16 protein-coding genes and 1 pseudogene are annotated in these 26,854 nt (G+C 37.1%); 5 read left to right on the top strand and 12 right to left on the bottom strand.

Translation table 11 applies throughout. From position 1 onward, the window contains the following. Window positions 1-51: 51 nt before the first annotated feature. On the bottom strand, window positions 52-1,017 hold the full coding sequence (locus DRZ93_RS02010) for a tripartite tricarboxylate transporter substrate-binding protein (protein WP_113745681.1): 966 nt from the start codon (window positions 1,015-1,017) through the stop codon (window positions 52-54). Between the two features lie 181 nt (window positions 1,018-1,198). Between DRZ93_RS02010 and DRZ93_RS02005 the strand changes: the two genes are divergently transcribed. From DRZ93_RS02005 to DRZ93_RS01990, 3 genes and pseudogenes are all read left to right on the top strand, one after another. Then, a complete protein-coding gene (locus tag DRZ93_RS02005; protein ID WP_113745680.1) occupies window positions 1,199-2,008 on the top strand; it encodes a sulfite exporter TauE/SafE family protein in 810 nt (269 codons plus the stop codon). A gap of 514 nt (window positions 2,009-2,522) precedes the next feature. Then, window positions 2,523-3,875 (top strand): annotated as a pseudogene (locus DRZ93_RS02000) (ISL3 family transposase); the annotation flags it as partial. A 350-nt stretch (window positions 3,876-4,225) separates the two neighbouring features. Then, on the top strand, window positions 4,226-4,519 hold the full coding sequence (locus tag DRZ93_RS01990; protein WP_113745677.1) for a hypothetical protein: 294 nt from the start codon (window positions 4,226-4,228) through the stop codon (window positions 4,517-4,519). Between the two features lie 217 nt (window positions 4,520-4,736). Here DRZ93_RS01990 and rhuM (DRZ93_RS01985) read toward each other — a convergent pair whose 3' ends face one another. The 6 genes from rhuM (DRZ93_RS01985) to DRZ93_RS01960 all read right to left on the bottom strand — a co-directional run bounded on the left by rhuM (DRZ93_RS01985) (window position 4,737) and on the right by DRZ93_RS01960 (window position 11,832). Next, window positions 4,737-5,288 (bottom strand): RhuM family protein, encoded by a 552-nt coding sequence (gene rhuM, locus DRZ93_RS01985; RefSeq protein WP_281268108.1) that lies wholly within the window; start codon window positions 5,286-5,288, stop codon window positions 4,737-4,739. 575 nt (window positions 5,289-5,863) lie between these two features. Beyond that, window positions 5,864-6,418 (bottom strand): DNA-binding protein, encoded by a 555-nt coding sequence (locus DRZ93_RS01980; protein WP_113745655.1) that lies wholly within the window; start codon window positions 6,416-6,418, stop codon window positions 5,864-5,866. A 42-nt stretch (window positions 6,419-6,460) separates the two neighbouring features. Further along, window positions 6,461-7,216, bottom strand: a complete 756-nt coding sequence (locus DRZ93_RS01975) for an ATP-binding protein (protein WP_113742986.1) — start codon at window positions 7,214-7,216, stop codon at window positions 6,461-6,463. A gap of 9 nt (window positions 7,217-7,225) precedes the next feature. Further along, window positions 7,226-9,058 (bottom strand): Mu transposase domain-containing protein, encoded by a 1,833-nt coding sequence (locus DRZ93_RS01970; protein WP_113745628.1) that lies wholly within the window; start codon window positions 9,056-9,058, stop codon window positions 7,226-7,228. A 119-nt stretch (window positions 9,059-9,177) separates the two neighbouring features. After that, the gene (gene rhuM / locus DRZ93_RS01965; RefSeq protein WP_113745675.1) at window positions 9,178-9,702 is read right to left on the bottom strand and encodes a RhuM family protein; all 525 of its coding nucleotides are present in this window, start codon (window positions 9,700-9,702) and stop codon (window positions 9,178-9,180) included. 489 nt (window positions 9,703-10,191) lie between these two features. Next, window positions 10,192-11,832 carry an AAA family ATPase gene (locus DRZ93_RS01960; RefSeq protein ID WP_113745674.1) on the bottom strand — a complete coding sequence of 547 codons (1,641 nt, stop codon included), beginning with the start codon at window positions 11,830-11,832 and terminating at the stop codon, window positions 10,192-10,194. A gap of 1,824 nt (window positions 11,833-13,656) precedes the next feature. Between DRZ93_RS01960 and DRZ93_RS01955 the strand changes: the two genes are divergently transcribed. Continuing rightward, window positions 13,657-15,093, top strand: coding sequence for an IS4 family transposase (locus DRZ93_RS01955; protein WP_113745673.1), 1,437 nt, complete (start codon window positions 13,657-13,659; stop codon window positions 15,091-15,093). A 1,237-nt stretch (window positions 15,094-16,330) separates the two neighbouring features. Here the strand turns inward: DRZ93_RS01955 and DRZ93_RS01950 are convergent. The 5 genes from DRZ93_RS01950 to DRZ93_RS01930 form a co-directional block, all read right to left on the bottom strand. Further along, complete coding sequence (locus tag DRZ93_RS01950) at window positions 16,331-16,984, bottom strand: hypothetical protein (protein WP_113745672.1); 654 nt, start codon at window positions 16,982-16,984, stop codon at window positions 16,331-16,333. 403 nt (window positions 16,985-17,387) lie between these two features. Further along, a complete protein-coding gene (locus DRZ93_RS01945) occupies window positions 17,388-18,176 on the bottom strand; it encodes an ATP-binding protein (RefSeq protein WP_113745671.1) in 789 nt (262 codons plus the stop codon). A 21-nt stretch (window positions 18,177-18,197) separates the two neighbouring features. Beyond that, window positions 18,198-19,718 (bottom strand): Mu transposase domain-containing protein, encoded by a 1,521-nt coding sequence (locus DRZ93_RS01940; RefSeq protein ID WP_146741084.1) that lies wholly within the window; start codon window positions 19,716-19,718, stop codon window positions 18,198-18,200. A 186-nt stretch (window positions 19,719-19,904) separates the two neighbouring features. Beyond that, on the bottom strand, window positions 19,905-20,477 hold the full coding sequence (locus DRZ93_RS01935; RefSeq protein ID WP_146741083.1) for a hypothetical protein: 573 nt from the start codon (window positions 20,475-20,477) through the stop codon (window positions 19,905-19,907). Between the two features lie 1,082 nt (window positions 20,478-21,559). Then, window positions 21,560-25,051 (bottom strand): acyl-[ACP]--phospholipid O-acyltransferase, encoded by a 3,492-nt coding sequence (locus DRZ93_RS01930; protein WP_113745668.1) that lies wholly within the window; start codon window positions 25,049-25,051, stop codon window positions 21,560-21,562. 599 nt (window positions 25,052-25,650) lie between these two features. Between DRZ93_RS01930 and DRZ93_RS01925 the strand changes: the two genes are divergently transcribed. Then, on the top strand, window positions 25,651-26,811 hold the full coding sequence (locus tag DRZ93_RS01925; RefSeq protein WP_113745667.1) for an iron-containing alcohol dehydrogenase: 1,161 nt from the start codon (window positions 25,651-25,653) through the stop codon (window positions 26,809-26,811). The last annotated feature ends 43 nt before the right edge of the window (window positions 26,812-26,854 follow it).

The following is a 26,854-nucleotide window of genomic DNA, read 5'->3' as shown; positions in this document are numbered from 1 at the left end:
TTAAAGATAAGGCGGGAGGCTCCCGCCTTTTAAAATTTAAGAGGTGTCTGATTATAAAATAACGTCTTTGTACTTGTTGATGATGTCCTTTACGTTCTGAACATGATCATCAACCTGCTGCGGAGTTAATGGATCAACTTCAATCAGCATTGTCTCCTGCATCCACTTTGAAACTTCAGGATCGGATAAGACCTTGTTATACAGAGCCTTTAACTCCTCAACTGTTTTGCCGTCGGTACCGGCTCTGGCCATAACCAGGCAGCGGTTTCTAAAGTATGGATAATCATAGGCACCAACGCCCTCAACGCCTGCAAATGGACCGTGCTCAATTGGCTTTTCATCAAAGGCGGCAATTACATCAACAGTACCCTGCTCTGAGGCTTCAAGGATCTGGCTCTGATGTGATACGGCAAAGGTGGTCTCACCACGGGCTACAGCCTGTGCAGCCTCGGCAGCTGAGGTGTATGGAGTGAGCTTTAACTTGCCCTGTGCACCCATGGCAGTAAAGAGAGCACCGGCTAAGAAAGCCTCTGATGAGGTGGCGCCGTTTACAGCAACATTGATGGTGTCAGAGGTGGTTTTTACATAGCTCTGCAGATCTTTTATGGTCTTGATGCCAAGCTTTGATTGAGCTGAGAGCACAAAGATTGATGAGTACAGATTCTCAACGTAGGCAAAATCCTTTTCAGAGAATTTTAACTTGTTTGGATCAATAATTGAGGTAATTGACAGTAAACCCTCTCCTACAAAGACTAAATTAGGATCGCCTGCTTTTTTATCTAAAACCCAGGTGTTGACAGTGGCGGCATCACCCTTGATGGCCTCTGATACTAAAATGTACTTGTCAGAGAACTTGGTGGATAAGGTTGATGCTTTTTGTGATACCACAGCAGCTACACCAGATGGAGCCCATGGGCAGGTTACAGTCCAGGTTTCTTTGTCATTAGAACAACCTGAGGCAAAAATGGCTGCGCTGGCGCACAGTGCTGTTACTAATGTCTTGAAGGAATTTTTCATGTCACAATCCTCATAGTGAACTAAATATGTTAAGTATAGAATAGCAGAATCAAAAATTAAAAATACAAGCTAGTGCACATTTTTGTAAAAATTGTATGATAATATACATACAAGCTGAGGGACAAAAAGCCTTTTTTATCTGCCCTTTTAAGTTTTTTTAACATTTGTATAAAAGCTTTTTATGGATATATACACAATAGCCGTGCTCATTTTCTGCGGCATGTTCTCAAATGTAATGTCAGCCATTTTCGGTATTGGCGGCGGTGTACTCATGGTCCCTATTTTAATGACTGTCTTTACCGATTTTCCTATTCAGATGGTGGCAGCTACCTCTCTCTCTATTGTCATAGGTACAGCTTTAATCAATCTTGCCTACTTTATACGTCAGAAGATAAAGGTCTCACTGCTATCCACACTGTTATGGTCTCTTGGCATGATTGTAGGTGTGCAGCTGGGCTTCTATGCAAGCTTCTATATGCATGAAAATATCATTGTAGGTGTCTTTGTGGCAACTATGCTTATTCTCTCGGTTAAAACCTTTATAGCCTCTAAAAAGCCTGCAAAGGAGAGTATATCTGCTGTGGGTGTAAGAGACTTGACCGTAGGATCACTCTTTACTACAGGCGGTGGTTTTATTGCAGGTCTTACAGGTATTGGCGGCGGCTCGATTATGGCCCCTCTTATAAAGCAGCTGCCCTGTGTGCACCCATCACAGGTGGCTATCTATTCAAACTATATGATGGTTTTAGGCGGTATTGGCAGTATGTATGGCTATCTTATAAAAGAGTGCCCCTACACTATGGTCAATACCTATCAGATAGGCTATATAAACTTTACTATTATAGGTATAGTGGTGCTCTCATCCTTTGTAACCTCATTTTTCTCAATGAAGCTACGCAAAATACTATCTAAAAGAGTAACCGATCTGGCCTTGGGCTTTATCCTGCTCTTTATTGGTATTTATACCACTGTGCTTAAATTTGTGCTCTAGGCTCTCTTGCTGCTAAACAGTTTTTTTCCACTTTATATTTAACTCAGCTCATGCCCTGTATTTTGTATGCAGGGCATTTTTATATCAGCTCTTTTTAAAGTCGCAGTTTTTATTTGTCCTGACAGCAAGGCTCCTCTTTTAAAGTTTGCTTTTTACATAGGAACAACATTATGAAAAGATCTTAAAAATTAGTCTTGATTGCATGCCTAAAAGCTTTGTATTTGATCGCAGTTTGTTGGGTTCTTCCCTGAAATTGGGGGTTGACCCAAGATCGCAAACGGTATCTATGGTCTTAAGCACAAGAATGCTTAAGACCCGGCCAAATTGTCAATGCAAAAACTGTCCGTCAATGACGAGCCCTTACGGGTTGGCTTTGCCAATCATTGACTGTCAGTCTTTTGCATTTGCTAAAGCTTTATGAAAAATCCCAAAGATTTTTCCCTTGAGATTAATTTTTATATTTCAGATAAAATAAGGGCCCTGACAACAACTTTACCCGACCAAAGGAAAGAATATGACAGAGCCTAGTGCTATTATAATAAATTCCTACACTGCTGCCAATACAGAAACAAATGAAACTTTAATCAAAGCCAGTGCTAATGAATTAATGCACTGTAAGTTTGAACACGGCGTTCTCAATATGTACCCGGGTTGTGTAATGTCTGGTGAGCCTGAAATAGATGCTATGGCAATGACTGTTACCTATCATCTTGGCTATACGCTTTGGAGAGAGGAGCTTGAACAAAACTGCCCACTCTGTGGCTGCCATAAAGTAAATATAAAGGACTGGGGAGAGCGCACAGTAAAAGATTGCACACTAGGACCATTTGCGGTTATTTTAAAGATACGCGTACCTAAGGTCATTTGTTGTGGATGTGACCATGCCAGATGGCTAAAGCCAAGCTTTGTCCATCCGCATCATAGGATAACCTTACGCTTATATGGGCAGATACTGCAGCTTCTTGATTTGGGCGAGAGTCATCTAGATTTAAAGAAAATAAGCTCTATCACGGCTGTAGAGGCAGATATTGTCAGGAACATTGATAAGGCAAGGCTTATAGAGATGTTCAAAGATATAAGTCTTGAAGACGTTAGGAACATAGCTATAGACGAGATAAGCGTTAAAAAGCACCATAAGTATATATCAGTCATCATAGATGCCGATACCAGGCGCCTTTTGTATGCTGCCTACGGCAGAAAGAAAGATGATTTAAGGCCATTCTTTGATAGATTAAAAGAGCTTGGACTGCTTGACCAGATTGAAGGTGCAGTAATGGATGGCAACTGCGGATATCAGAATCTAGTCAAAGAGCTCTGCCCTAATGCAAAGATAGTGCTTGATTTATTCCACTGCCTGCAACAGTTTAACAGTGAAGTGGCAGATGCCATAAGGCTTGATAAAATAAAAGATTTACGCAAGGAGCTTGGCGCCATGGACGCCGGCGAGTATCAACAAAAGAAAAGTGAATACAAGAAGCGTATAAAAGATCTTAGACAGAGCAAGTGGCTGACTTACATGGGCTCAGATAAACTCAACACTCTTGAAGAGTCGCAAAAAGATCTTGTAGAAACCCTCAAACAGAATAAGACCTTGTTTACAATATCAATTTTTGGAGACCATATCAGAGATCTATGACATAGCGGAGGTACACCTGAGCAGGTTGAAACAGCAATTAAAAACCTGTATTCACAAGCTGAAGCAACAGAAATTCCTTTACTGATAAGGTTCTGCAAGAAGCTAAAAGATTGGAGCTGTTATATTATTCATGCGGCTACAACTGGCTTAAACACCAGTATTTTAGAGGGATGCAATGCTAAATTTAAAACCATTAAAAGGGTAGCATACGGTTTTAGAGATATAGGGTACTATATATTGAAAATGCATCAGGCTCTGTCTCGAGATAGAAAATCAACTCTCAAAGCTGCCGTAGTTTCAGAGCCTGTTGAAAATAATGTCAACCCCCAAATTTAGGGATGAGTCGTTTGTTGTCTATAAGTTATTGTATCTATGCAGAAAATGGTAATTTTGTATGGCTTTATATAACTTTTTGCCATCTTTATTAAGCTAACGACAACAAATGCATTAAAAAGTTAAATTTGATATTTATATTTTTTATAAAATTGCTACAATGCACACACACTTTTACACTTGAATTATGCTAAAAATTAACAAGTAGTTTAAGCTGTGAGAGCTGAATATAATTACAGGAGATACAAATGAGACTCGGCTTTCTCTTATATGCCATCATCTTCGGATTCCTTGGCTTTCTATTCTATAGTGTGGGTGGCATGCCAGCTCGTCCAGTGCAAAAGGTGGCTAGTGCTGACCCTAATGCATATGAACATGCACATTTTAATGATAAAGCAAGCAGAGCAAGTCAGATCAAGGTTTTTGGCGCAGAGCCTCCAAAGCTGGAAGTGGTTGAAGAACCAGAGCCAGTAAAGAAAGAGCTTCCACCACCTAAGCCTTACAAGCGCGACTTAAGTCAGATTAAAGTATTTGAAGAATAGTAAAAGCGGCCATATTAAATATGGCCTTCTTTTTATCTGCAGTATATCTCAGCCAAACCTCACCTTAATTCACTCAGGCTCTTTAGGATCCATATCTTAGACTTACTGTCAGTTGTGCTGCAAGACACTTTAAATATCTCTTGGATTTCTTGGCATTAACGATCTCTTTAAGCCCTATCGGTCACACGCAGCGTTAAATGTAAGATCTGGCACTCTTTTATCTTGTGCCAAAGGATGGCAAGTCTATAAAGCTGTCATAGTCTGGCTGATAACTTTCAGCCCATTGTGTCTTATAAAGCTGATAGTCATTGATAGATAAGGCTTGGGTTATAGCTTTACAGACCCTGCCCTGAGGATCGTAAAGAAGATCTTCTTTATTAAACTGCAATAAAACATCAATGCGTGCAACCCAGTCAGCCATGGTAAGTCCAATATCATGTGAAGCCAGGCTTTGAGCATAATCAAGATACATGGATACAAGATGCTGAAGATTATCTGTCATCTTAAAATCAGGCTGTATAGCATAAGCCTGGACTGAGATATTATGTAAGTGCTGTGTTATAGCCCAGTAAAGTCTGCAACTAACCCTTTTATAAAAACTTAGTGTTATAGCAGCATTCTTGCTGTAATCTACAGAGCATTGAGCATAGATGTCAGTAAGCTTTTGATAAAAGGTGCGTGAACTTTCTCTAATGTCACTGATACGCTCAAGCATGTCTGCAAAGTAATCCTTGGATAGTGTTGAATATTGCGAAGAAGATCTGACGATCTTGTGTTAGAAGATCCGTGGAGTGGTAATTTTTAATATGACCTTCTGGGGTATTTTTAGCTCACAAAAAGACAAAATCTCATCCCTTTTGGCTTACTTTTTTATTATTTCATCATCATTTTTAATTTGTCAATACCTTATTTTTGTAGAAATTCCCGTTACTTTGAACCCATGAGGCTTAAATCTAGCTAGTGTAGCAAAACAAATTTCAATAACAACATATTGATACATAAGGAAATATTGTCCATAAAGATCTGGCTGTGCTACGCTAGAAGATCTTGAAATATTTTTTTAGAAGATCTTTAAAAGCACCATAACTTGTATTGTTTTTGAGAGATATCTAACATATTGGCGTCATATGTCACATAATATGTAAATTAAAGGAACACGCTCCTTTTGTCTAAAAAGAACATGCTCCTTTAATTAAAAGAACATGCTCCTTTAATTAAAAGAACATGTTCTTTTAACTTGTACCTTTAAATGTTCCTTTAATTGTAATTTTTTGATTATAATCAAGTGGATACTCAACAAAAAAGGCCAGCTTTTAAGCCAGCCCTTGTCTACTTTACCCAGTTTTATTTACCAAGCCTGGCTATAGCCTCCAGTATAGCCTGCTGCTTGTCATCGCTTTGCTGCTCCAGCCGCTTGGTTAAATGTGCGTTGGTCTTGGTTTGCTCCGCTAAAAGAGACTCAAGCTCTTTTATCCTTTCATCCTTTTTAGCAATTTGAGCATCTTGCTCTTTTAGCTTCTCCTGAGCTAGATGCAGCTCCTTTTGTGCCTCTGACATAAGCTCACCTATTTCCTTATGCTTTGCATCATACTCATTTTGCAGTCGGGTTCTGTCGGCATTGATCTTATCTCTAAAAGACTCAAACAGGTTTAATGCCACCCTTTGCATGTCCTGCTGGAAGCTTTCTGGCATAGTTTCATTAAAACTGGCCTCCATAATGGTTTTATTGTACTGACGCATAAATGCTGATATGGTTTTATTAGCGCCTCCGACAAGCTCTTTAATAGCACGTATAGTCAGTTTTTTACCTTGCTTATTAAGGGTAGATACAGCCTCATCAAATTTCTCTTTGGTCAGATCGTCACGAAAAGCTTTTTTATCTGATTTAGATGTTGTCATAATAATTATTCTCCAGGTTTTAAAAGAGCATGCTCTTTTGATTTAATCTTCATCAACAGAAGTACGGCGGGAAGTGCCTGGTACAATAAGTGTGTAATTATTGTTAGAGCATCGCTCAACAATAGATTCTGACAGTGAATCACCATCAATACCTCCTTTTAAAATATCAATCCAGGCATCTGGGGATTTTTGAGAGAGAATCACTGTGCTCTTTTTGCCATATCGCTTGTCCAGAATGTCAAATAAAATGCTTTTCTCGTCAGCATCATATGGGGTGAGGCAGAAGTCGTCCAGGATAAGCATGCTTTTACCTGTTATAACTTTTAACTTGGTGGCGTAGCTTGCAGAGCCTAAATTCATGTGCAGGTTGGCTATAATGTCTTTGGTTGAGTAGTATAAAGTTGAGTTGCCAAGACAGCAGTTGCGTCTCCCTAAAGCTGAAGCAATAAAGGTTTTACCAGATCCAGCTTTACCGTATATGGTCAGGTTGTAGCACTTTTCTACAAACTCAAGAGAGCTTAAGCTATCTATCTTATTGATAAATGTAGGGTCACTGCGTTCTAGATCTTTTAATATCATGCAAAGCTCTGCCTTTACCGGCAGTCTAGAAGCTTTAATTAAAGACTCCTGACGTCTTTTATTTCTTGTATTCTGCTCAGCTGTGAGCATATTGGTCAAAATGGTATCAATGCTGGTGGCCTCCAGCTCCTGAGGGTTGTTTACATATGCATTAAACTGCTCTAAAGCTCCCCTCATATCCAGCTCACGTAATAAAGATTGAATATTTGTAAGTGACATAATTAACTCCTAGCTAAGTTGATTTTTTATATAAGCAAAGCGCTCATCGTATACAGCATGGCCATTTAAAAATTCTTTAGGCCTAGATTGGTTCTCAGAACCCTGCGTAGATGAGGTTTGTGATGTGATTTCTTTTTGAGGCAATGGCCAGAGCATGAGATCGCAATGTCCTAAGATGACAGCTTCACCAAGGGCCATATAGGTCTTGTCATTGTAGACGTCATCATAATTGTATATGGCAGGCTTTTCATATCTCTCCCATATCTTTATAAGCTCAGAACATATGATACTGTCAAAGCCTTTGTACATATGCTCTTTGACGCAGCGATCAAAGATGCTGTAGTGAGCTTTATTGGCTTTAACAATGGTCAGGAATTTGTGTATATATCTTATTTTGTCAGCATATCCATATTTGCAGTGCGTGAGCTGGAAATCACACCAGCTTTTAACATGCTCCCCAATAGCTTCTGCCCACTCCAACAGTAAATCTTCTTGATTTTTTATGCTAAAGATGTCATATATAAGGTGTTGTTTTTCAATAACACCATGGATGGCTGACAGGCCTTTTACGCCATCCATTCTTTTATAACTTACAATAACAGTATCAAGGCTTAAAAAACTAACTGTCTGATTAGTGGTATGCACTGTGACTTTCTGTCCAATCCATTTAGATGGTATTGCGTATGTATGATCTTCAAAAGTAAAGCGGGCAGTCTCAGACACTGTTATAATGAAGCTTTCAAAGAACCTGTAATCCCATGAGGCAGGCTGTTGCAATAAACCTTTTTCAATATCAAAAAGCTCCTTTCTTGAGCTCTTCATGCCCCTTACCTTGCATTCATTCATCCTGGCAATATGAGGCGCGATAAAAGAGTTTATCTCATCTAATGAACTGAAAGGATTGCCGTCTTTTACGTGGTTGTTGGCAATAGACAGAGCATAACGGGTAACATACTTTACGGCAGCCTCGACAGCGCCCTTGTCTTTAGGCCGTCCGCTGCGACAGGTAAAGACCCCTATATTAAAAAACTCTTTAAAATTAATCATCTCATCTGTAAGCTGACCCTGATAACGAGCAGCCTTCTTAACAGCTGCTTTGAAATTATCAATGCGTATGACATGGGGACAGCCACCAAAATATCTAAAGCTGTCAGCTATGGCATCACACACCACAGGTTGAGACTGATTGGCAATAGCTTTGACAAAGATATAGCGCGATCCGGTAAGTACAGCCACGATAAATGTGGCATAGTGGGTGGCGCCGTTAACCACATAGGGCAATCTAACTCCTGTAAAGTCATACTCAGCCTCACCAGCCATTTCATGCTCTTTCATATAGACAGGCTTCTTAATCTGTTTTTCATGCTCCCGCCATATATGGCATACACGAGATAAAGACAAGAAGCTACTCTCTCCACTCTCAACGAGCTCTTTATTTTTTGGATCATTGAAGTAATAAAGTTCAATCACTGACTTCCTGGTTAAAGCCAGTTTCTTTTGTGACGGGGTCTTTGCCTCAAGATGCGACTTGATATATTTGTCTTGTAGGTAATCTATATCAGGCATAATTTTATTGTTGCTTTGTACAGGCTTAGCCTTTTTATAGTAGATTTTATGAAGCTCTTTACTGGTCATACCTCCAATAGACTCTAGGGTTAACTTGAGCTCAGCAACTTTACGACGCAGACGCTGTGCCGTGCCATGAGAAAACCCCTCATGCTCCAGCTGTGCTGCCGTCATAGTCAGGGCTTTAATTAAAGCCCGCTTTAAGGTATCTGGATCCATTTGTCCTCCACTACCAATTTTCTTTTTATGTTTTGCAATGTAATTTATCCTTGGCATAAAGCCTCCTTTAAAAATTGGAGACTCTAAGATACCAAAGATGCCAATGTAAGAACGAAGGAGAGGAAATGTTAGTTTTTGTTACTATGATTTGAAACAAAACTTCAAATCGAGGGGAGCTAAAAATTGACCGCAGGTTTAGGTGCAAATAGAGCACTGAAATACAAGTTCATGTTCCGACTCTTCGGATCTTCTTGCACAATATTCAACAATAGAAAATAATCAGGATGCTTTAGATGCTTATCATCCATCACAAAGCCTTTGACAATATAATCTGACAGAAGCCTTGTGGCCCACTTACGAAAAGATATGGAGCGTCTGGATTGAATACGCAGACTTAGTGCGATAAGTGCATCAAGGTTATAATACCTTGTAGCCTCAGAGACTTCTGTGCCATCATGCTTTGAAAATAGCTGCACAGCGGTACTGCAGCTCATGACATCAAGTTCACCCTGAGCATGCATATTGACAAGATGCTCTGTAATTTCATACTCTGTAGCACCAAGAAGGTCAGCTAATACATAATGTGGCAGCCACAACTTTTCATCTTTGAGGATAACCTTTAGCGGTATGCTCTTACCATCGTGGTTTAAAAAGATAATGCGTGAGCGTAATTCATCGCTCGTGAATGACCTGCTACTCATTAACTATTTCCTGAAGACTGAGGCCTCAGTGACAAAAGTGTTGTTAAGTCTTGAAGGTATTATATACAAAGTCTCAATTACAATGTTAAAAAGCAAAGCTTTAATACAGGTTATATTGCTTTATAGAATACATAAAATAATAAACTACGCCCTATAGCTGTTTAATTAAGGTTAAGTTTTATAAGCCTGTATTAAGATATATTATAAAATTATATTGATACAGGTGCCAGCAAGATAAACTATAAATAATAGATAATTTATTAAGTTACAAGACTCGAGCTTAATAAGATGAAAAAATTTAAGTTCTGTGCATCTTTAAAAATAGTAGCAATGAGAAGAATAAAATTTATAGCTATTAAAAATTTATAAAGTCCTGCCTATTGCACAAGTCTAGTATAACAGCTGTATCTTAAGATCTTATCTTTGCAGGATAGAGATCTGAGGCATCAAATATGACATATGATGCTTTGCACTAGCATGATTGTAATTTTAATAAAAGGATACTACCTCATTATTGTCAAAGATGAGTGCCATTACAGATAATCTGTTATCACAAGATACTTTAAGCGTAGATAAAAAACTTTGTGTATGACTATCATCAATTAGTCTTAAGTGAACAGATCTTTTAGCCATGGCTTGAGAGATCCTGTGCACTCTCTTTAAAATAAAAATATAGTTATGCTTATTATCATTACATCCCTTTAAGAGGATAAAGGCCAGATCTTTTTTGACTTCATAGTTAAATTTAAGATCATAGATATTGTGCAGTTGAAAGTCTAAGGTTTTAATAAAAATTTTACCAGGCTTTGAATTCCTTTTATTCTTTTTAAGTCTAAGAGCATTTTTAAGAGCTATCTGTAAAATTGATGCTATGTAATATCTGTTATTTAGATCTAGGTAGTCTGTAAGTGTTCCCTGGCTATCTGTGTTTTTAAAAATGATTTTGCTACAAATTCTTTTAAAGAATATGAGAATCTCATTATTTGAAATTTTAAGCTTATAGGTGCTATCTGAGATATGTTCATCTACAGTCAGGTAGCCTGTGTATAATAACAGTACAAAAAGATTATCTTGTATAGAATATGAATTTGAATCTGTAAATTTAGATAGATCAAGCTTGATGCTCTGCCCTAGTGTTAATTTGCACAGTTTTCTAAGAGTTTTTAAATTGGACTTTTGTACAAAATCATAGATTAATGAGTGTTCTGCTGTCTTTAGCCAGTGCGATATAAACTCTCTTGATTTAAGATAATTTATAATACTCCATGGGTTGTAGAGTGAGACATTGTAGAAATCTGTAGATTGATACCACTTTACAATGTTATGCAACTGATCGCTAAGCTTATACTCAGCTAGAGCCTCTTTTACCTCAGTATCTGTAAAGCCAAAATATTGAGAGTACTTTAAATCAAGTATGGTATATTCTTTTAGATTATTAATATTTAAAAATACTCCATGTATTTGCGGATTGACTCTGCCAGTGATGATAGCTTTTTTAATCTTTATACTATCATTTAAAACCATAGAGTATAGAGTATTAAAAAACTCTGCTAACTCTTTATAGTAGCCATGGGTATAAGCCTTGTGCAGAGGTGAATCAAATGCATCAATTAATACTACTACTTTTTTAGAATAATATCTGTAAAGAATATCTCTAAGCCGTGGCAAGACCTGTATAATCTCACCTTGGCTTAGATATTCATTTAATATAACTTTTTCAAAGAAGGCAGTTTCTTTTTGATCAAGATCTTTAATTAAATACTCAAACTCTAAAAACAACAATGATAGATAGTGTCTAAAGCTTTGTAAAAAATTTTCAAAGCTATCTGCAATTAAACCTATATTTTTTATGAATATTACAGGATAAGACCCATGATGGACATATGCATGAGATTTTTGTATGTATAGCCCTTTAAAGAGTTCATGGTTTGTATAAGCATCTTTTATATCAAAGAAGTTGTACAGCATAGTAAGATTTAAAGTCTTGCCTGTAAGTCTTGGACGGGTAAAGACAATAGTCTGGGCACTATCTTCTATAATTTCTTCAATAAGAGCTGATTTATCTATATAAAGATAATTATCAGATCGTATCTTTGAGAATGTATCTACGCCTATGCATATCTTTTTCATGACTCAACTCATTTATACTTTATTCTATGTTAAGATAAAATTTGATATCTTTACTAAACGCATCATAGCTAAAGATATTATACATAAAAAATTCTAAAGCTTAAGTAAAAATAATTACATGCATGTTTATGTAAATTTAATGTAAGACATATATAAATATACATACTGTGCGGTTGAGTTTGAAATTTCAAATTTTACTGCGACCTAAAGTGCCTTTAAAAGGATCATACTTTTTAATTATTACTTGGATTTTTCTATTCATTTACAGTAATTTGACAAAGTAATCATCACTGAGCCAAAAGGCCTCTTCCTGGTCAGTTTGCGTCAGTCCAGGATCTAATTTTTAGGTATCTAAAATGACGCTGCTGCCTTTTGAAAATCAATATACGTCTGTACTCAGCTTTCCTCATAGTAAACCTTTAAAAATCAGCATGTTAGTCTATGTTGCATGCTTGGGTGGTTAAGATCTTTAAGGTTAGGTCTTAACTAAACTTCCTTAAGAGATTGCCAGGGTTCAATCTTAAGATAGAGCTCTCGATGTTGTTGCTGTAAGAGTATGAAATCAGAGCATTACCATATCATTTTAGTAATTTTAACTCTGTTATAGTTTGTTGCCAATATTGAATCTAATCTACAGTCTTATTTAAACTATGATCACTAATAACTCTTTAAAATTCTTGTCTTTGCATCTGTCAATTTATGATATATACATATTTTGATTTGAATTTTTTTATCTGATGCATTGAGCCTTTACTTATATAGTATTGTATTATAGTACTTCTAAAAAAATTTTTTTTACTTAAAAATATAGTTCAATTAAAATTTGAATTTTAATATTATAGTTCTAACTAATAATAATTTTAACAAATAAATTTTAGTTACATATCAATAAAGCTACTGGCGTATTGACTCATCAGTCATTTAATTCACATATGTGCTTTGCTCATGCTTATGATCAGTGTTTGTCTTTCTCTTTAGTTTATTATCAAAAGTAAAAAAAGTACTATCGCATGATCTAACAATCAAAGTAAAGTATATAAAGCGTCTTTATATAATTCAAATTTACAGTTTATGTTATCATAATTTTTTAATATAACCTGACATCAATAAATATCCAACCTTAACTTCTTAATCATATGCACCAGCTTCACAATGAGTTATATATAATTATTTATACTTTGGATTTTTATTCTATCTAAGGACCTCAAATTTAATCAATCATACTTTATTATTGTAGCAGACTAAGAGCAAAACTATAGATAAAATTTTAATATCACCATCTTATGGTCAGGATATACTATCTCCTAGTCCCTAGTCCCTAGTCCCTAGTCCCTAGTCCCTAGTCCCTTGTCCCTAGTCCTATGCCTGTATCTAATCCTATATACATTTTGCTCACTAGTATATAAGAATTTATAAGTTAGCTAAGTTTACTTCAACTGTATTATACTTAAATTATTTCTCAGATAGACATTCTTAATACTTTTATAGACAAACAATTTACAAATTTAATCTTTTGCTATTTCTATCTTACATACCTAGGATCTTAGTAAAGTCTTGATTTTTAAGCATTTATTAAAATCCAGAAGTTTTTGGCTTAAAATCATTCCGCAAACCCGCATTCTATCGTGCTAAAAATTAGTGCAAAAGACCTCGATGCGGGTTTTTTGTTTGATTTTTTTGGAAACATACAATTCTGATACAAAAAGAGGTTGTTAGAAGTATTAAAAACGATCTAACAGATTGTTTTATAAAGGATTTTTATGGGGTATAGCAAGTTTCCATGGTATAATATACCAAACCAAACCAAACAAAGGAAAACTTGCTATGTCTTTATTATCTCAAATTAATCTCTATATTCAAAGAGCTGAACTCTTAAATATTTTAACCGTCTTCAGCAAAGAGCTTATTAATAATTTTGCCAGAAAAAATGGCACACTCAAAAGGCAAAGAAAAGTTACAATAGCTGAACTTCTCTCAGCTCTTTTAACATATGCCTCTACTAACCAAAACTCTAACAATATAACCTTTACTTTAAATGGATTTCATAAGTGCTATTCTGACATGTTTGGCATTGATATATCTTCAAAGGCTCTTCACAACCGTCTGCGTTCAGAGGGACTGCTTGAAGTTATGAAGAATACTATAGAAAACCTCTCTATGCTTGTTAAAGACGATACTAATGAAACTGGTCTGAAACTGCTTGAGGCTTACAGGCAGAGTGTCGGTGTTAATGATATTATCATGGTGGATGGCTCTGAAATCTCCCTTAGATACTCAGCCTATGACAACTTTAACTGCAAGGCTAAAACACGTAATCCTGACAAGACCAACCCTGATAAAAAATCTGCCGCTATTAAACTGCATACGGGGTTTTCTATTGTAAACAATATGCCTACACATATTGATATTACGGAGGCTGTAGCCAATGAAAGAGAGCACCTGTCACCAGATATCTATGAGCAGGTGTTATATCTGTGCGACAGGGGATATGTATCTGAAGCTTTATATTTGCTACTTATATCCAAGGGGCATTATTTTATATTCAGAGGCAAGGAGAATTGCGCCTATAAGATTATTCATGCAATGGATGGCAACGGAGCCACGTTACATGAATTTGAAGGATGCAAACCATGTCAGCACTTAAATGGCAGCAAATATCCTCTGGTTGATATGGCTGTGCAGGTTAACGATGATACCGTTTTAAGGATGATTCGTATCTATAATCCTGTTGATGATAAATTTAATTATTTCATCACCAACATAGATGCAAGCCGTGTAGCAGCATCAGTTATAGCTGATACTTACAGGACGCGCTGGTCCTGCGAGATCATGTTTAAAGCACTTAAAAGTAGCAACAGCCTCTGCTCTATCAATTCGTCCATCAAAGAAATTATCCTGCTCTTTATTTATGCAAGTATTGGCTCATACCTCATCAAAAAGCTTATAGCAAAACAGCTTCAGAAAAAGAAAAGAGATTACCAACGTAAAAAACGGGAAATATCTCTGTTAAAGATGGCTTCCTCTATCAGAGATATAGGACCATTGTTAAAAGCCATGGTCAAAGGCGCTAAGTCTACAATATACAATGAGATCAGCAAGTTTGAAGGTCTTTTAGATTCTATGATGCGAACTAAACCATCACAAAGGGATATAGATCTTAAAAAGGACGTAAGCCTCCTGGTCGATAAAATTTACAATACACACCATATGACGAAAGACTTTTTAATACCGCACAAAATTGATGTTACAATCAAGGCTTAAGTTCATGGGTATGCTATCTTATATTTATTCTATTGACAACCTTAACTTTTATCCAAGCTGGAATTTATTTTCTTTAATCCGCAAATCAATAAAAACTGTTTAAATCTAAAGATTTTAATATTTAAACATTCTTTATAACATCATATTTTTATTTAAAACCATGCCTCTACATCCTAGCCGATCGCCTAAAAATTATTCTTCATACATTTTCTAAATTCTACTTTTTCATCATCTTCCTTCATCTCATACTCTGCCCTACACTAAAGTCTATACTGCCATTTTTATCTTTTAAGTAAAATACCATTATGCTTCCTGTACATAATTTAAACTCCGTAGATAATCTTATTGAAGTATATCACTAGATGGACTCTAAGCAATCAGTATATTTAGAGATCTTTTTCTTTTATGATATATCTTAACTTTTTAGATAATTATATTATAGATTACTATCTATCAGCGCCACTTGCAGAAGTTAATATATCTTATTCTGTGTATCAAACTAACTTATAAAAAACTCACACACTAAATACTTTCATAATAACAATTCTTTTACCAAGTCTTTTGTAAAATACCCCTACCAGGTAAAACTTTACTCTCCCTCATCTATCTTAAATTATTGCACTTTTACTCTGCTGTTTATTTTTAATCTTTATAATGATCTGTATGCGCTCTCTGTTTTTTTAATTATAACCATGTGCTCAAGTTTGACGCATCTTACTGCTCAAAAGAATGTTTAATCTTTGACCTTAGTCTGTTGCTCTTAACTGTTATAATAATGTCATCCCAAATGCTCAAGTTATACATCACTAACTGCTCATAATTTTTCCTTTTATTTATACAGACTTATATAATACCATTGCTCAATAAAATATTGTTTCTAATTTTTTGAGTTTGTCACTACCAATAGCTCTTAACTGTGACAAATATTGAACTTAGAATATGGCTATCTTCTGTTAAAAGATTCGAGAGGAAAATTTTATAATTTTATCTTCTATAAATTATCTAGTAGCTTTTTATTTATTATCTTTTCTTGTGTGTCTTAGTCAATTTGCTCTACGGTGTTATAACCTGTTATGTGAAAGTAATTTGCTATACAATTAGCGCCAACTTTATAGAAAAGCTGCACTTTCCTTTATCTTTGAGTTTTTATGACAGAGCTTTTTTCCATTAAAAATCTGTTTTATCTGTCATTGAGCAGCTCTATTTGAACATTTAATTGATCTTTATGTAATTTAAACTAGAACTTTTTAAAATCATATTCTATATCCCATGTATTATCATAAATATCATTGGCTAATGCATAGCGCAGAACTTTTAAGTTCACTATATTGCTTTGTAAATCTCTGTACTGAGTATCAAGCCTCTTTTGCATATAACTCTTAAAATCGTCATATTTTACAATATATCTGCCTTGTCCAGCTGAGTTAACGTTGCTCCCTTTATCAAGCAAAATTGCAGTAATTGTAAAAAATGTCTCTGCACAGACCATATCTATGATCTCATACCCTGTTTTTCTTACCTTACTGCTAAAAACTAAAACAGGAATAAACATTAATATAGTTATGACTCTGCGTACGCCTTTAATAAATACGGCATATTGTGCTACAAGGGTTATAAGCATAAAGGCAACAGCAGGCAGTGTGTTGTAGGTCAGTATACCTATCAGAGCCACAAACAGCTCATAAGCATATATCTCATAATTTGCTCTTAAGTCATTAAGACTTGCGCGCAGGGCAAATTTATACATATTTCCACCAAGACCATTACGAGCAATGCTTTTATCAGCCTCGGCCTCAAGGTTGAAATAATTGTAGATCTTTTCATCTTTAACAATTGTGCCTGTATATGTCTCATCGCTAGGATCTACACATGTGATTGTTATTCTTTTCATAGCAGTTATTAATCTCTTTTAATTTTACATCTAAGCTTTTATTCTAATACTTGCACAAAAAATAAATAGCCCTAAAAATAAATTAATAGCCCTGCTATCAAAAATAATCAGCACCCTGTATTTAATATCGCAATTTTTAATTCAGACCATACATTCACAGTTGTTTATCTCTGTATGGAAATTCTATTAGATCTTGATCCGGATATTATCAAACACAGATCCGCTGCAGGCCACTCTAATTTTACCTAAAATTCTATTAATACTGATCGTCATATTCTCATGCCTTTGATCCAAACTTTCTACACCCCTTTGATCCTTATATTCTACTAATACAGATCCCCCTTAACCACGCAAAACAGGACCTTGTGGGTCCTGTTGTTTAATGTTTTATAAGTGCTGGGCGTCATAACTTTACGCTGTCTGTGCTCTCTCCTTTTAACTCCTTATCACTTTGTCTAAATGAGTCTCCTTTAAGTTCAATTTTTAAGTCCTTACCCTCTCTAAAGAGTCTATCGACAATAGCATCTCTGGCCGCGCCTTTTTCTATACTTAAAGCGATACTGTCAGCCTTCACCTGTGTTGTTATGATTGTAGAGCCAATACCATATCTGGCATCTATAATCTCCAGAAACTTGTTGGCTATACCATTTTTCATAACCTGTATGCCAAAATCATCTATAACCAGGACCTTAAATCTTTTCAGACGCTTAACATAGTTTATAAGCTCGACATTTTGTTTTATATTGAGCAATGCCTCTAACTCATTTGCTTTTATAAATAAAGCAGGATAACCCATCTTCATAGCCTCGACAGCTAAAGCTGTTGCCAGTGTCGATTTACCTGATCCTGTAGGACCTGATAAGAGGCAGGATTTACCCTCTTTAAGCCAGGTCATAGAAAGCAGTGTGTCATACATGGCCTTGGATAGACCCCGAGAGCTGTCAGGGCAGATCTGGTTTAAATAAAAGACTCGGCTGATTTTTGAGTTCCTAATCATGCTCTTATACCTTTTATTTTCAATATGGCTTTTATACTGACCTATAATTTCCTGCATTCTGTCTTCAAATGACATAACTTCATATATATTAGGGAAATTAAACTGATTTATAATAGTGTCCACCATGACATCAAGTTCAGCATCATACATTGTAGAGATAAGTATTTTCTGCTCAGCTGTTAAAACATTATTCATTCTTCAAATCTCCATATCAGGTTAGTCTCTGTTATCGCGCAGGGCATAAATATCGGCATTGTGCTCATTGTCTGAAACACCAGCCTGCTCTGGTTTTGTCTCGTGTTGTGTATATAATTCACTGCGCATGTTTTCTCTGTTTAATTGTTGATATATGTTTTGTAATGTGGCCGTAGTGTGCATGCTTTCTGGAAGTTCGCACATACTTTTGCATGCCTGGGACAATAGCTCTTGAGAGTGATATTTAGACTTAAACATTTTAATCATAGCTATGCAGTTACTTCTGGCATTTGTCTGCTGCATGCCTGATACTTTGTCCTGCTCCTGCAGACGTCTGCGGCATAATACATGTAGAAATTCATTAAGCTCAGACGCCTCTTTGAGGATATCCTCATTGCTGCTATAGAGGCGTTCATTGGCTTTAATTTCCTTATGCTGAGGCGTCATATGCTCCTCACTGACGCTTGAGCCATCACCGTCGCATCTGGCATGGCTGGCAATTATTCTGCCATTTAGGTAGAATATAACGTTAGATGATGTAATTTTTATATCTACAAATTCGTGGATATATTTATATGGTACAGAGTACCAGTGCCCATTTTCCTTGATCTTATATGAGCGTGGCACTCTGACCATATACCTCCATACAGCCACCTCTGGAATCTTTGATGTAAGCTCTCTTGCCGCAGGTTTTTCCTTGTTTTTAAATAGAAATTCACGTGTTACTATAGAGCTGCCCCTATATGGAGCCTGATTTATATACTTATCCACGTACTCCATAAGTACGCGGTTATGCTCTTTAAGTGTCTTGCTTATAGCAAGCTCTTCACATATAAGACTGTGGACTCTGGTTTGAATCAGGTTTACATTGGCCTCAGCCTGCGATTTACCCTGTCCGTAGTATGGTTTTGCAGCCTCGGGCAGTATATGTAATTCATTTAAAAATCCTATAAAGCTGTCATTGAAAACAACATCTCCTTTATGTCTGGTAGTAACATAGATCTTAGCGTTATCATGCTTAAGCTTTATAGGCAGAACACCCCAGCGCGTAAAAGCATTGGCAAGTGCAGTACAGGTCTCCATTACTGTCTGCGATGTTACAAGCTGGGCATAGACGTAATTACTGCAGGGCCAGCATACTACAAAATACCAGCAGTTAACTGTCCCATCTGGTGTTAGTACAGGAGTTCGCAGACCTGAGTGGTCACACATTGTATAAACCCCATAAATATAATCCTGTGTCAGATAGGCAAGCTGCTGTTTTTCTTTGTCATGCTCTTCATTTGCTCTTAAAAGCTCTACCTCGCTCTTAACCCGTTTATAAAAATTGGACTTACTCATAGCAGTATGTCCAGTTTCTGCACAGTGCTTTTCATATTTTAAAAACTCAATGGCAATATCACTATGAGAGGAGATTTTACCCGCTATCTGTGTAAAATCAGGAGTTAAAAATAGGTTCGATCTTGTGGCTCCTGTTCCGTAGAAACTACTTGTATACAAACGGAAAAAATTTTCTCGCCCATATTTTTCATAGTCATCCATACTGGTAATTCCATTGTCTTTGAGCATATTTCTAATTTTTTTAACAGTATTAACTGAGCATCCAATACTTTGAGAGATAAAAGCTCTACTACGCCCAGAAAATATAGATGTAACAATTGCATCCAGTTTTTCGGGCGAGATGCTTCTTTGATTTGAGTTTTGCATAGCACCCCCATAAAAATAAATTTAAAACATCTGCATTACTTCTTGCAGAGCCTGTATTTTATTTATGGATTTATAGTGATTTACAAAAGTAGGGAAAAACAGGTTGAAAGACGCTTTTATGAGTGTTGCTGATATGTATTGGTACAGATTTCGTAATAATCTGTCACTTATAAACCTGATAGATATACCCATTATCACAAATGCAGGATAATGCTCTGCATATTGCAGATTGTTTTTGCCAAGAGATATAAAATTAGCTTTTAATTCATAGATGTGCTGCCTGACTTGCTTAATACGGCCGTTGAGGTAGTACCGCATTTGCATGTAAATAGTATTTTTATGTTTATCGTCTAAATTTCTTACATTTAAAGCCTCAGGATGCATCTTTAACTGTTCGATAAACTCAATAAAGTACATGGCCAGATTGTCACTCTTAATGAGATTGTCCTGAATCTTCTTATCAAACAGGTTGGCAAGCATTATTGTAAAAAATGGTACCGTATATCTGGTATATGGCAGAATAAAATCTGGCAGGATAATACTTTTATGTCTCCTGCCTAAGTGGTCTACCACAATGATATTTTCAAGCTTCAACAGCAATGTTTGGTTTCGCCAAAGCTTTGTGTGCCTTATTTTCTTTTCATAATAAATAAGACATCCAGGATACTTTTGTGAGTACTTTGCCTCAAGCTCCTTTTTATATGGGGCTTGTAGTGTGACAAGGACACGTCCGTCCTGATCACATATATAATCAAATAGATTATGTGATAGACTATGCATGACAATATGTCAGACTGTGGTTATCATGACTTCCAACCGACGATAACCACAGTTCCTTTGAGTAAAAATAAAATATTAAATCCTACAGTGTCTGTAAGCACGATTGATTGCGAAATATACTACTTCAAACTTCTAATCATCAAGAATTTTCCTAAGGATTTTTTTAACTGGATATTGTGGAATGCTTCCGGATCTTATAGATATTGCGGGCATTGCAAATCTTTTTGCTGTGTTTAAGTATCTAAAGCCGCGACGACAGCATGTTCCATGCTGTCTATATGAGTTTAATTTGCGATCCTGCTGCCCCTGCCTATTGAATGACAAGCCCTTCGGGTTAGCTACGCTAATCATTCAATAGGCAGGGGCAGCAGGTTGTGCTGAAAAAATAGAGTTATATCTTTTCTTTTAGAGCTCTAACATGTAAATAGGATTAAAAATGACATTTCACAGTGGACCATTAAAAAAATTTAAAGAAGGGGTATATTGAAAAATTTTTGGGGGTATTGATAAAAATTTAAAAAGGCATTGATTAAAGAAAGTTACCCGATCTCTGTTGGTAGAAATTGACGATCAGCATTAAATAGAATATCCATCTGTAAGCTACAGATGTGCCCTTTACAGGAATTTGGCTGCTGAATGCTATATGCTGCATAAAATGTCACTGCTATCAGCCCATCTTTGTCAGCACTGACTGCTCTTATATTGTCGTGCTTATTGCTACGAGTAAGTTGCACCCACCTGCTCTAATTTTGCAGCTATAGCTGTCCACTAACTTTGTCTATCTGTATATGAAGGCTGGATGGAAATGAAGGCAGGATAAGATATAAACCCAGGAATTAAATCCTTGGAGTACATCTTATCCTGCCTCTAAAGTAAAAGGATTTTAGATTGATCTTTTAATTAGTAAGACCATCACAAATAGCCATGGCCCTTGCCTTGGCAAAATCTACTTTGCCTGATCCAAGCAGTGGCACCTCATTAACTTTTATAATTTTAGATGGTCGTGACAGAGCATTTTTAATCTTCTCATTTAAAAGACTCTGCAGCGGCTTTAGATCCTCTACATGACTTATTAAAAGCACTATCTTCTCACCCTTTTTGCTGTCATCTATATTAATAGCCACAAAGCGGCAGGAGCTGTCATAGCCCTCTGCACTTATTATCGAGCCAATCTCATTTTCAAGGGCACTGAGGCTTATCATCTCACCGCCAATCTTGGCAAAGCGTGAGTATCTGTCAACAATATGTAAAAAGCCATCAGCATCTAAATGGCCTTTATCACCACTTTTATACCATCTGATGCCATCAATACTGGCAATGACACTATCTGTTCTTTCTTTATCATTTAAATAGCCCTTCATAACCTGATGACCGCCAATTAAGATAAGGCCATCCTCACCACATTCAAGCTCCTGCAAGGTATCTGGATCTACAACTCTTACAGTACTGCCAGGCAGAGGCATACCTACAGACCCTTCCTTTGATCCTTTGTGTACCTCTAAAAACTCTCTGTCAAGGCCATCTGGCAGGTTAACAGAGACTACAGGTGTGGTCTCAGTAGCACCATAGCCCTCAAGAATATCTTTTTTAAATTTAAGCTCAAAGGCCTGTTTGACATCACTTTTGAGCTTTTCAGCCCCTGCCACGACCACACGCAGTGATTCAAACATGACTGGCGCAATCTTTGGCGATCTGGCATAGATGCCCAAAAAGGTCGAGGTGCCGCACATTATGCTTACCTCATTTTGCACCACGGCCCTGGCAATGCCCTGAGCATCAGTTGGATCTGCATGGGTTACAGATTTAATACCTTCAACTAAAGGCAAAAGCGTGGTTACTGTAAGACCAAAGGCATGAAACGGCGGCAGTGATGAGAGTATGGTCTCACTGTCACGAGGCTGCAGCACATCTGAGATCTGTTTTATATTGCTCATAATATTCATGTGACTGAGCATAACGCCCTTAGGCTCTCCCTCTGAGCCACTTGAGAACAGTATGGCAGCAGTTTTGCTGTTCTGTCTGTTTTTAATATATAAAAGCTTTAGTAAAAAGGCCGGCAGCACTCTTGTCATTAAAGATGTAAAAAGATATGCGCTCTTTTGTCCTTTAAGGGATGAGAACAGATCTTCAGCAAAAACCTGCTTAACCTCAGGGCCAAAATCAAAGACAATGCCCCTTTTCTCAAGCTTTTGTAAAAACTGACGCGAGGTGAATATGGTCTTTATCTGAGATCTTTTTACACATGAGGCTAAAACATCATTTGATGCTGTAAAGTTTAAATTGACCACAACCTTGGACATGATAAGCATGGTCATATTTAAAACAGATGAGGCTAAGGAGGCTGGCAGCAGTATGCCTATACGTCTTTGATCTTTTAGCTCCTGTTTATAGTTTTTAAGTATTAAAAGGCACACAGTAAGCATTTTAATATAGCTTATAGAGCCGCTTTTACTATCGACTATAGCTGTTTTGTGTTTATATTTTTTAGCTGTATCAATAAAGGCCGAGCCAATGACAGAGAGTTTCTCACACTGATTTTTAAAGGCCTTAAGGGAAAGCTCAAAGACCTGAGCCTTTACAGCTGAGGCAGAGCTGTGTATATCCATAGCCCTGCCAAAGGCAATGGATACAGAGCGTTTGTTAAGACGCAGCTGTCTTTCAATAAAGGCCTGATGTGATCGTGAAAAGGCAGAGCCCCACAGCCCTCTGATATAAAAAGGAATAATCACGCCATCTTTTACATCAAGATCTTTGAGTGCCATCTCAAAGCCTTTTTTAAAGGCATTTAATTGGCCATGACGGGAGAGGCAGCCTTCAGGGAAAAGACAGACCATATGTCCCTCTTTTATCTTATCGGCAATGGCCTTAAGGGCCTTTTTAGAGCCGCCTGAGGAGACAGGAATAACACCAAAGAGCTTTAAAATAAAGTTTAGATACCATTTTTCATAAAAGACTCTGTCTATGACAAAAAAGACTTTGCGCGGCAGAGCCAGCTGCAATATAGCCCAGTCTATAAAGGAGACATGATTGCCAAGCAGCAGTACACCGCCATCTGATGGTATATGATTAAATCCTTCAATATTAAGTCTGTAGCGCTGCCTGAAAATTATGGCCACAAAGCCGCGGGCTAAAGAAAATGGCAACTTCTTTAGAATATAGATACAGCCTAGTGTCAAAGTTATCATGGAAAGATAAAAAAGATAACTTACATCTATTTCATAAAGCGATACTGTAGCTGCAATTATAAGAAAGAGCAGCATGGCAAGGTTTTGTATAAAGTTATTGCCAGAGAGTACCTTGCCCAGCGCCTCATCAGGGGCATAAAACTGCATAAGTGAGTTTAGAGGAATAATGACCAGTGAGAAGGTAAGGCCAAAGACAAAGAATAAAATACTGTAGCTTACAAGTGAGTCAAAGGCCATAAGCAGCGTAGAGCATATGGTAATGCCTATAGCTCCTAGTGGAATAAGCCCTGTTTCAATATAATGCGGTGAGAGCTTTAAAGTTATATAGGAGCCTGCGATAATACCAAGGCCTGAGGCGCCAAGCACGAGCTGTACATAAAAGGTGTTGAGCTCATTAAAGGTCTGTTTTATATAGGTTGGAAATGCGGCCAGAAGCATCTGTGAGACAGCAAAGAAGATACTTACGGCTATAACTGACATAATAATTTTGTCATTGGATTTTAAAAGAGCCATATTCTCCTTTAAAAGCGAGCCTTTGATATAACGCTTAAAATCAAAATTTAGGCTCTGCCTATCCTGTGTTACATCAGGCAGCATCAGTGTACACAGATACTCACATATGGCCATGCCCACTAAAATAAGACCTGATGGCATAATGCTCTTTAAAATCTCAGCGCTGTCAGGGGATACAAGATTGGCATCTGCATAGAGATGCTCAAAGATATAGGAGAAAACAGTCATACCTGAGAGTATGGCTACAATGGCTATACCCTGCATCAGGCTGTTGCCAAAGGTAAGGCCATCCTTGCCCATAAGATCTTTTATATAGCCGTATTTGGCAGGAGAGTATAAAGCTGACTGCAGTGCCATGATAAAGGTTGCTGCAAAGGCTAACATAAACTGTCCATAATAGTAGCAAATACAGATAGCTATAGTTATAAGGACACTAAAGGCGGCGCTTGTGCGCATTATTTTGTTTTTATTAAATCTGTCACTTAAAAAGCCAGCTGGCGTCATGAGCATAATAAATGGCAGCAGAATAAGAGCATTGACTATAGCTGTCATATAGGTAAGAGTGCTGCCGTCATAGACCTTGTACAGGGTATTTTGAATATTGATTTTATGTCCCAGATCGACAAATGCATTGATAAAGGCAACCAGAGAAAAAGCCAGAATGACCTTTGTTCCTACCTTTGAGCCCATGCTATCCTCACTTTTTAGTCAAACACCTATAAAAGATATCTGTTAAATAAAAAAATGTCAAACAGTTCACATTTTTCAAAGACTCTTAAAAATCTGCGTCTTTACCTGATTTTGCCAAATGTACCTGCCAGTTAAACATAAATACCATTGTTTACATATAAATAATTTAAGAATGTATGTATCTTTATTAAAAATACCTGGGTTTTAACAAAAGATAGAAAAAATAGATAAAAGTTTGAAAAAATTAATGTGATCCAAAGCGTGCTATCAGGTGCAAAAGATTTGCACTTTGTATGAAATATTTTTACAGACAATGCATATAAAAATTAAGTTCATACTTTTCAAGTTTTTGATATTTGACATTTTTTAAAATAACCAGTTGTTAGTAATGAAAAAAGTTTTTCAGATTTTGCTATTATCAGGTGAAAATTCTCATCACTTTGTAAAAACTCTAATTTGATACTGATCACTTTTTTAATTTAGCCAATATAGAAAATAGAGCTATCTTAAATCTGACAGCGGCAACAATTATTATTAGCCTTTACAGCCCTGTCAGCTTTAAAAAAGAATTATTAATTATCAAACATAAGGAAACCACTATGAGCGTATGTTACACCCTGACCAAGAGAAACTACATTGGTGAAAATGCCCTGGATGATGCTTTGGATATTGTCAAGCAAAGAGCCTATGGCAAGGCCTTAATTGTAACTGATGAGGGTCTTGTTAAGATTGGTCTTGTTGATCATCTAAAAGAGCATCTTGACAAGCATGGCATTGAGCATGTGGTCTACGCTAAAGTACAGCCAAATCCAACTATGGATCAGGTACATGAAGGTCTTGAGGTTTACAGACATGAAAACTGCTCATTTATCATTGCCTTTGGCGGCGGCTCTGCTATGGACTGTGCCAAGGGTATCAACGTGCTTACAGTAAATGAAGGCCGTATTATAGATTACAAGGTTGGCGGTAAGGTTATACAGGGGCCTTTAAGTCCTTTTGTATGTATCACCACAACAGCAGGTACAGCCTCTGAGGTTACAAGTTTTGCTGTTATTACCGACACCTCAACCAAAACCAAGTTTATCGTAATTGATGAGCTTATCATGGCTGATATTACCGTGGTTGATCCGCACATTATGAAGAATCTGCCACCGTTTATCACTGCCTGCACCGGTATGGATGCTCTCACCCACGCTGTTGAGGCCTTTGTTGCCACTGGATCAAACCCTGCAACAGACTGCAATGCCATGGGCGCTATCGATCTTATCTTCAAGCACCTGCCTGAGGCCTGTCAGCCAGAGCATGAAATTGAATGTCGTGAATTTATGGCCTATGCTCAGTTTATGGCAGGTATTGCCTTTAACACCGCAGGTTTAGGTATTGTACATGCTATGGCCCATCAGATTGGCGGTACCCATAACCTAGCCCACGGTCTGTGCAATGCTGTTATACTGCCATATGTTGTAGAGTACAATGCTCTCCACAGTGAAGAGGCCCGCGCCAAATATGCCTTTATTGCCCGAGAGATGTTCTTTGTAGGACCACATGAGCGTGGCACCAAGGCAGCTATGGCCTTAGTTGAGAATATCAAGAAGCTCTCCAGGCAGGTTGGTATTCCTGAGAACTTTAAAGAGTATAACTTTACTAAAGAGGATGCACAGATCTGGACTGACAAGGCTTTTGAAGATCCTTGCATGCCATTCAACCCTGTTAAACCATCCCGTGAGGACATTTTAAATCTCTATCTGTCCTTAATCTAGGTTATCCCTATCTCCTCATGGACTCTTCTAAAAGTGCCCAGCC

The sequence above is a fragment of the Anaerobiospirillum thomasii genome (assembly GCF_900445255.1).
GTDB classification, from domain to species: domain Bacteria; phylum Pseudomonadota; class Gammaproteobacteria; order Enterobacterales; family Succinivibrionaceae; genus Anaerobiospirillum_A; species Anaerobiospirillum_A thomasii.
This window is presented reverse-complemented; position numbering and strand designations above follow the sequence as displayed.

Bases quoted from the DNA above. Each gene is read 5' to 3' on its own strand.
- DRZ93_RS02010 (WP_113745681.1), bottom strand. From the start codon at position 1,017: ATGAAAAATTCCTTCAAGACATTAGTAACAGCACTGTGCGCCAGCGCA.
- DRZ93_RS02005 (WP_113745680.1), top strand. From the start codon at position 1,199: ATGGATATATACACAATAGCCGTGCTCATTTTCTGCGGCATGTTCTCA.
- DRZ93_RS01990 (WP_113745677.1), top strand. From the start codon at position 4,226: ATGAGACTCGGCTTTCTCTTATATGCCATCATCTTCGGATTCCTTGGC.
- DRZ93_RS01980 (WP_113745655.1), bottom strand. From the start codon at position 6,418: ATGACAACATCTAAATCAGATAAAAAAGCTTTTCGTGACGATCTGACC.
- DRZ93_RS01975 (WP_113742986.1), bottom strand. From the start codon at position 7,216: ATGTCACTTACAAATATTCAATCTTTATTACGTGAGCTGGATATGAGG.
- DRZ93_RS01970 (WP_113745628.1), bottom strand. From the start codon at position 9,058: ATGCCAAGGATAAATTACATTGCAAAACATAAAAAGAAAATTGGTAGT.
- rhuM (WP_113745675.1), bottom strand. From the start codon at position 9,702: ATGAGTAGCAGGTCATTCACGAGCGATGAATTACGCTCACGCATTATC.
- DRZ93_RS01960 (WP_113745674.1), bottom strand. From the start codon at position 11,832: ATGAAAAAGATATGCATAGGCGTAGATACATTCTCAAAGATACGATCT.
- DRZ93_RS01955 (WP_113745673.1), top strand. From the start codon at position 13,657: ATGTCTTTATTATCTCAAATTAATCTCTATATTCAAAGAGCTGAACTC.
- DRZ93_RS01950 (WP_113745672.1), bottom strand. From the start codon at position 16,984: ATGAAAAGAATAACAATCACATGTGTAGATCCTAGCGATGAGACATAT.
- DRZ93_RS01945 (WP_113745671.1), bottom strand. From the start codon at position 18,176: ATGAATAATGTTTTAACAGCTGAGCAGAAAATACTTATCTCTACAATG.
- DRZ93_RS01940 (WP_146741084.1), bottom strand. From the start codon at position 19,718: ATGGATGACTATGAAAAATATGGGCGAGAAAATTTTTTCCGTTTGTAT.
- DRZ93_RS01930 (WP_113745668.1), bottom strand. From the start codon at position 25,051: ATGGGCTCAAAGGTAGGAACAAAGGTCATTCTGGCTTTTTCTCTGGTT.
- DRZ93_RS01925 (WP_113745667.1), top strand. From the start codon at position 25,651: ATGAGCGTATGTTACACCCTGACCAAGAGAAACTACATTGGTGAAAAT.